The organism is Lysobacter antibioticus HS124, assembly GCF_000336385.2.
Classification (GTDB): domain Bacteria; phylum Pseudomonadota; class Gammaproteobacteria; order Xanthomonadales; family Xanthomonadaceae; genus Lysobacter; species Lysobacter firmicutimachus.
Window position 1 is genome coordinate 84,305 of sequence record NZ_HG424449.1, and the last position, 6,586, is coordinate 90,890.

Below are 6,586 nucleotides of genomic sequence, written 5' to 3' on the forward strand. Positions count from 1 at the left end.
GGCGCTACCGGTTCCGGTACGCTGGACCGGAGCCGGTAGTCGCCTTTGCTTTTGGCTGGGTTGGGGATTGGGGATTGGGATTGGCGGGAGCGGGGGGCTCTGCGACCGGGATCGTGCGCGGGCAATGGCCGGTTCAATGCAAGGGGCTCGCCGGCGGCGGCGCGACGTGGCATCGTGTGTCGCCGGCGCGCATCGCATGCGACATGAGCGCAGGCTTCCGCCACTACCGGATCGCCCATGAACCGCACGGCCGAAGGCCCGTTCGAGGTCAAGCTCAGCCCGCAACCGTTGCACGATGCGGCGGCAGGCCAGTTCGGGCGCATGGCGATCGACAAGCGCTTCCATGGTCCGCTCGACGCGGCCAGTCGCGGCGAAATGCTGGCGGGCGGAACCGCGGTGCAGGGCTCGGCCGGCTATGTCGCGCTGGAGAAAGTCCAGGGGGTTCTCGACGGGCGCAGCGGCAGCTTTCTGTTGCTGCATCGCGGAGTGATGGACCGCGGAACGCCCGATCTCAGCATCACGGTGGTGCCGGACTCGGGCACCGACGCGTTGCTCGGTCTCAGCGGCCGCATGAGCATCGACGTGCGCGAGGGCGGGGCGCATTTCTATCGCTTCGAGTACGCCTTGCCGGACGACGCCTGACTGAAAGGCGTCGCGCGAAGCCCTTGTGCCGCGTCGCGCGCCCGGAGCGCTATGTCCTCCGAAAAGGGCGCTGGGGATCGCGCCCGCTGAGGCGGGAACGGACGATTACTCCAGGCTGATGCCGGCCGCGGCCGGATTGCGGTTCTGCAGGGTTTCGCTGGCCTGCGCCCACCAGGCGCGGTGTTCATCGCTGGCGCAGTAGGCGGCGTAGGACACCGGCGCGATGGTCGCCAGCGAATAGTCCGGCCGCCCCTCGGCCAGCATCGCGCTCATCGCGCGCAACAGCGGCAGCGAGGGCAGCAGGTCTTCGACGAACAGGAACTGGCCGGCCTGGTTGACTTCGAGGAAATGCGCCTCGCCGTCGGCGTCGATCGCCAGGTCGATGCAACCGAACACCAGGCCCAACTCGCGCATCAACGCGGCCAGTTTGGCCTGATCGGCGGCGGACAAGTCGCCGGGTTCGGCGCGCAGGCCGCCGACCGCCTGGCGTGCGCGCCAGTCGACCACGCCGTCGTCCTGGGAGGAATGCAGGCGTGCGGCGAAATAGCGGTCGCCGATCGCGGTCACGCGCAGGTCGCAGCGTTTTTCGACGTAGACCTGATAGATGCCGGGGCAATGCAGCAAACTCTGGTCGTCGTCGAGCATGGCCGCCTCGACGATGCGCGCGTAAGTGCTGAACATGCGCCCGCTTTCGGCGTCCTGCCAGGTATGGGTCATGAACGGCTTGTACACCACCCGGCCATGGCGCGCGACGAAGCGGCGGATCTCGTCGGGATCGTGCGACACCAGCGTGGCCGGAAAGCGCAAGCCGCAGCGATGTGCGGCGCGCAATTGCACCAGCTTGTTCTCGGCCATGGCCGCGCAAGTCGGACGGTTGATCCACAGCCGATCGGCGCCGGTATCGGTCAGGGCGTAGAGGTTCTTGAGAAAGCGTCCCCATTCGCCGCGCAGGAACGGCTCGTCGCTGCGATGGGCGCGCGGGAAGTGTTCGGGATTGCGCGGGCGCCGATACCAGGTCGCGCCGATGCGCTCGTGATCGAGCGCGCCGCTGCTGCGCAGGCCGAGATCGGGGTCGCAGTGCAGCGACATCGGACCGAGCTCGGGCTCGGCCAGCGAGCCGGCCCAGAGCGCGTCGAGGCCGCTGGCGCGCAGCGCCCAGCGCGCGGCTGAGGCGTGGATGTCGTGGGCCAGCGAGGAAAGAATCAGCGGCGTGCGAAAAGCGGTCATCGGCGTGGAGACGGAAAGATCGATTTCGAAAAAACGCACGCCCCGACCAGCGGGGCGTGCGGCGTCATGACGGGGCGCTGAGGTTTCCGCGCGCGTCGCTCGCACGCGAGTCCGCCGCAGCGTGGGTCATGCGTGTTTCATCGGTTGGGACGATGCGCTCAGACCGCGCCGTCGTCCGGATCGCCCGGGTCGTCGCCGTTCGGGCCGGTGGCGTGGGTGGTGTCGCCCTTGCCGCCCGAGATGGCGGCGATCTCTTCCAGCGACAGTTCGCGCGCGGCGACGCGAGCCAGCGGGCGCACGGTTTCGTTGTTGCGATTCACGTCTTGCTTGCTCATGCAGCGTTCTCCTGAATCGTTGATTGCCAGGAAGATGAAACGCCGTCCCGGCATCGGCGTGGGCATCGATCCTAGCAACTATGAAACACGCGGTTTGCTAATCGTGATCGCAGTTTCACCCTGAATACGCGACAGGTTCGGCAAGGTGTAAAGAGATGTTTCAAATTGTTCGCATCCGCCGTCGCGCAGCGACACCACGCGGTCGGCGCTGCGGATGGTGTCGGGACGGTGGGCGATGACGATGCGGGTGATGCGCAACGCGGCGATCTCGCGATTGATCTCGTGTTCGCGGCCGACGTCGAGGTGGCTGGTGGCTTCGTCGAGCAGCAGGATCGAGGGCTGGCGGTAAAGCGCGCGAGCCAGCAGCACGCGCTGCTTCTGTCCGCCCGACAGCGACGAGCCCAGGTCGCCGACCAGCGACTCGTAGCCCATCGCCATCGCCGCGATGTCGTCGTGGATGCGCGCGGCGCGGGCGGCGGCTTCGATCCGCTGCGGCTCGGCGGCGCTGTCGAAGCCGGCGATGTTCTCGCCGATCGAGCCGGCGAACAGCACGTCTTCCTGCATCACCGCGCCGAAGCGGTCGCGGTAGGCCGCCAGGCCGTAGCGGTGGATGTCGACGCCTCCGATCAGGATGGTGCCGGCGCTGGGCCGCAGCAGCCCGAGGATCAGCTTGGCCAGGGTGGTCTTGCCGCAGCCGGAGGGGCCGACGATGGCGACCGATTCGCCGTCTTCGATGGTGAAACTGCAGTCGCGCAGGATCCAGGGTTCGTCGTCGGCGTAGCGGAAGCTGACGCCGCGCACTTCGATCCGCGGCGCCGGCGCCGGCCCGGCGTAGTCGGTATGCACCTGCGGCTCCGGCGGTTCCAGGGCGATGTCGGCGATGCGCTGGCCGTGCAGGCCCAGCAGGCGCAGGTCGACCAGCTTGTCGATCAGGCTGCCGGTGCGGGTCGCGAACAAGTCGGCGTAGGCGACGAACACCACCATCATGCCGGCGCTGAAGCGGCCCTGCAGGGTCAGCCAGGCGCAGACCCAGATCAGCAGTACGCGCTGGGCGCCGAACACCAGCTTGGAGAGCGCGCCGAAGGCGGCGTTGGTGCGGCCGATCGCGGCTTCGCGCCGGGCGACCTCGACCGCCGCGTTGGCGATGCGCGCGCGGCGTTCTTCCTGCTGGTTGCCGAGCTTGATGGTCTGCACGCCCTGGATCGACTCGATCAGCAGGCTCTGCTGCTGCGCGACCTGGATCAGCTGCTCTTCCTTGAGCCGCCGCAGGCGCCGGAACGCCAGCCAGCGCAGGGCGGCGTAGAGCGCGAACGCGGCCAGCACCAGCGCGGTCAGCGGCGGGCTGTAGAACAGCAGCAGGGCCAGCACCAGGGCCACGGTCAGGCCGTCGAGCAGGCTTTCGACGAAGCTGCCCGTCAGGGTCTGCTGGATCGCCTGCACCGAGACGAAGCGCGACATGACTCCGCCGACGTGGCGCTTCTCGAAGAAATCCAGCGGCAGGCGCAGCAGGTGGCCGAACAGGTTCGCCAGCCATTGCGAATTCAGCGCCGCGCCGAGGTCGGCGATCAACCAGCCGCGCATGGCGGTCAGCGCCGACTGGAACACGACCACGGTCAGGAAACCGGCGCCGAGCAGGTGCAGCAAGTCGACGTCGGCGGCGACCAGGACCCGGTCCAGCACCCACTGCATCGCCAGCGGCAACAGCAGGGTGAAGGCTTCCAGGCACAGGGCCAGGACCAGCACCTGTGCGCCGGCGCGGCGTAGGCCGTCGACGCGGCCGGCCAGCGCCGACAGGCTCAGCCGGCGGCGCTCGCGCATCGGCGCGAAATCGGCGCGCGGGCTCAGCTCCAGGGCGATGCCGGTGTAATGGCGGCCGAACTCGGCCAGCGACAGCGTCCTGGCGCCGATCGCCGGATCGTGCAGTTCGACCCGGTCGCCCACGATGCGCTTGAGCACGACGAAATGATTGAGGTCCCAATGCAGGATGCAGGGCAGGCGCAGGCCGGACAGGTGCTCGATCTCGGCCCGCAGCGGCCGGCTGTCGAGGCCCAGCGCGCCGGCGGTCTTGATCAGCCGGGCCAAGGTGGCGCCGCGCGGCGACACCGGAAAGCGCCGGCGCAGGCTGGCCAGATCGAGGTCGTGGCCGTGGTGGATCGCGATCATCGCCAGACAGGCCAGACCGCATTCGGCCAGCTCGTTCTGCTGGATCACCGGCAAGGCGCGCGCGCTCATGGCTGCGGCTCCGCGAACGCATCGCGGGCCGCCGCCGTCGCCAGCGGCGCGAATACGAACTCGTACAAGCGCCGGCGTTCCAGCACCAGTTCGGCGTCGACCCGCATCTGCGCCTGCAGCGCGTGCCGGCCGATCCGTTGCCGATCCAGCGCGACCAGCACCCGCCAGGCCGGCGCTTCGATGCGCAGCCCGCTGCGCGCGCGGACTTCCTCCGGCGACAGCGCGCCGCGCGCGATTTCCACCACGCGTCCGCCGTGCACGCCGTAACGCTGGTAAGGAAACGCGCGGTAGCGCAGGCGCACCGCGGTGCCGGGCGCGATCAGGCCGATCGCCCGGTCCGGTACCCACAGCTCGGCCAGCAACGGCGCCTGCGGCGGCAACAGGTTCAGCAGGCGTTGACCGGGCGCGACCGTTTGGCCTTCGACCAGGGCCAGGCCGGAGACGCGGCCGTCGCGCGGCGCCAGCACCGCGAGCCGGCGTCGGCCTTCGTTGCGGGCGTCGTCCTGGGCGACGTCGGCCAGCTCGCGTTCGATCCGGTTGCGCCGTTCGCTCAGTCGCAGCGGCAGGCGCTGTCGTTCGGCCTGCGCGTCGGCGCGTTCGCGTAGGGCGTCCAGGTGCTCGCGTTGTGCGGCCTGCACCCGCGCTTGCGCCTCGGCCAGGGTGTCGCGGTACTGCTGCCATTGCACGTCGCTGAGCAGTTTGTCGCCGCGCAGCGGCGCGACTTGCTTGGCCAGACGTTGCGCTTGCGCGGCCTGTTCGCGGCGCAGGGCGAGCTGGGCCTGCGCCAATTCGATGCGCTGCGCCGACGCGGCCAGGCGCTGATCGAGATTGGCTTGCTCGGTGCCGCGATCGCGCTCCAGCGCATCGCGATCGGCGAGCAGGCGGGTGCGTTGTTCGGCCAGCCCGGCACCGACCGCCGCGCCGATGCCCGCGCGCAACGCCGGGCTGTCGAGTTCGGTGGAAATCTCCAGCAACGTTTCGCCGCGGCGCACCGATTGGCCTTCGGCGACCGCGGCCCGCAGCAGGGTGCCGGTGGCGGGCGAGGTCACGGCGAGCAAGCCGTCGCGGGGCACGAGCACGCCTTCGGCGCGCTCGGTGCGGGTGTAGCGGCCGAAGCCGAACAGCGCCACCAGGCTCAGCAGCAGGGCCGCCGCCAGCGCGGCCATCGCCGTGCCCAGGCGCGACACCGGCAAGCCGATCCGGCCGAGCCAGCGTTGCCGGCGCGCATCCAGCGCTTCGGCGCGGAACAAGTCTTCGTGCATGCCGGTTCAGTCCGAGGGCGGCAGCGCGGCGACGCGGGCGAGAGCGGGTAAACGGACGATCACGAGCGGTTGCGTGTCTCCTGCCGCGAAGGGTCGGGCGCTGAGTGTGGGACATGGCGCGGCGGCGCCGCCAGAGCCGCGGCACGATGACGGTCACGGTTTTACAGCCGCGCCGGCGCCGGTTCATCGCAGCGCGTCAGTGCGGCTCGTAGGCCGGGCCGCGTCGCCGCGGCCAGGCGCCCAGGGTGATCGCGCGCAGCAACCATTCCACCGGGCCGTAGGCGCGGCGTTGCAGCCACCAGCGGCTGAAGCGCAGCTGCGCGCCGAACAAGGCGATGGCGAAGATCGCCCCGCCCAGCGGCGAGACGCGCCCCATCAGGCCCAGTCCGTAACCGCTGAACACCAGCGCGCACACCAGCGATTGCAACAGGTAATTGGACAGCGCCATGCGTCCGGTCGGGGCCAGCAGGGCCGCGGCGCGCGCGCCGCCGCGGGTGGCGAAGGCGGCCACGGCCCAGGCCAGATAGGCCGCGCTCAACAGCGGCGCGGTGAGCACGCACAAGGCCAGCGCGAACAGTTCCAGCGCTCCGCCCGGCTGCCAGACCGCAATGCCGGCGTACAGCGCCGCCGCCGGCAGGCCGTAGCGCAGGCCCAGCGCACGCATCCGCCGCAGCAAACGCCGGTATCGGTCGGGGCGGGCCAGCAGCTGGCGGCGTCCCGCGACTCGCCCGCACAGGAACATCGCCAAGGCGCAGGGCGCCTGCAGCAGGCCGAGCAGAACGCCGGTCGAGGCGAGTTCGCGGCTGCGCTGGGCGATCACCGTGGCCGGAGCGCCGGTGAAGCCGGCCAGATTGGCCTGCGCCGCCGCTGCGGCGGCCGCCGGGTCGG

6 protein-coding genes are annotated in these 6,586 nt (G+C 70.4%); 1 reads left to right on the top strand and 5 read right to left on the bottom strand.

Translation table 11 applies throughout. The features are described 5' to 3' along the window. Positions 1-237: 237 nt before the first annotated feature. On the top strand, positions 238-642 hold the full coding sequence (locus TX83_RS02595; RefSeq protein ID WP_064746354.1) for a DUF3224 domain-containing protein: 405 nt from the start codon (positions 238-240) through the stop codon (positions 640-642). A 105-nt stretch (positions 643-747) separates the two neighbouring features. Here TX83_RS02595 and TX83_RS02600 read toward each other — a convergent pair whose 3' ends face one another. The 5 genes from TX83_RS02600 to TX83_RS02615 form a co-directional block, all read right to left on the bottom strand. Then, positions 748-1,869 carry a hypothetical protein gene (locus tag TX83_RS02600; RefSeq protein WP_064746355.1) on the bottom strand — a complete coding sequence of 374 codons (1,122 nt, stop codon included), beginning with the start codon at positions 1,867-1,869 and terminating at the stop codon, positions 748-750. 158 nt (positions 1,870-2,027) lie between these two features. Further along, positions 2,028-2,204, bottom strand: coding sequence for a hypothetical protein (locus tag TX83_RS23145; RefSeq protein WP_186442497.1), 177 nt, complete (start codon positions 2,202-2,204; stop codon positions 2,028-2,030). Between the two features lie 78 nt (positions 2,205-2,282). After that, a complete protein-coding gene (locus tag TX83_RS02605) occupies positions 2,283-4,436 on the bottom strand; it encodes a peptidase domain-containing ABC transporter (protein WP_075574949.1) in 2,154 nt (717 codons plus the stop codon). Further along, positions 4,433-5,698 (bottom strand): HlyD family secretion protein, encoded by a 1,266-nt coding sequence (locus TX83_RS02610; protein WP_064746356.1) that lies wholly within the window; start codon positions 5,696-5,698, stop codon positions 4,433-4,435. The genes TX83_RS02605 and TX83_RS02610 overlap by 4 nt, the downstream gene beginning before the upstream one ends. A 196-nt stretch (positions 5,699-5,894) precedes the next feature. Continuing rightward, positions 5,895-6,586, bottom strand: a 692-nt coding sequence (locus TX83_RS02615) for a DUF418 domain-containing protein (RefSeq protein WP_141233309.1), incomplete at its 5' end; no start/stop codon positions are given.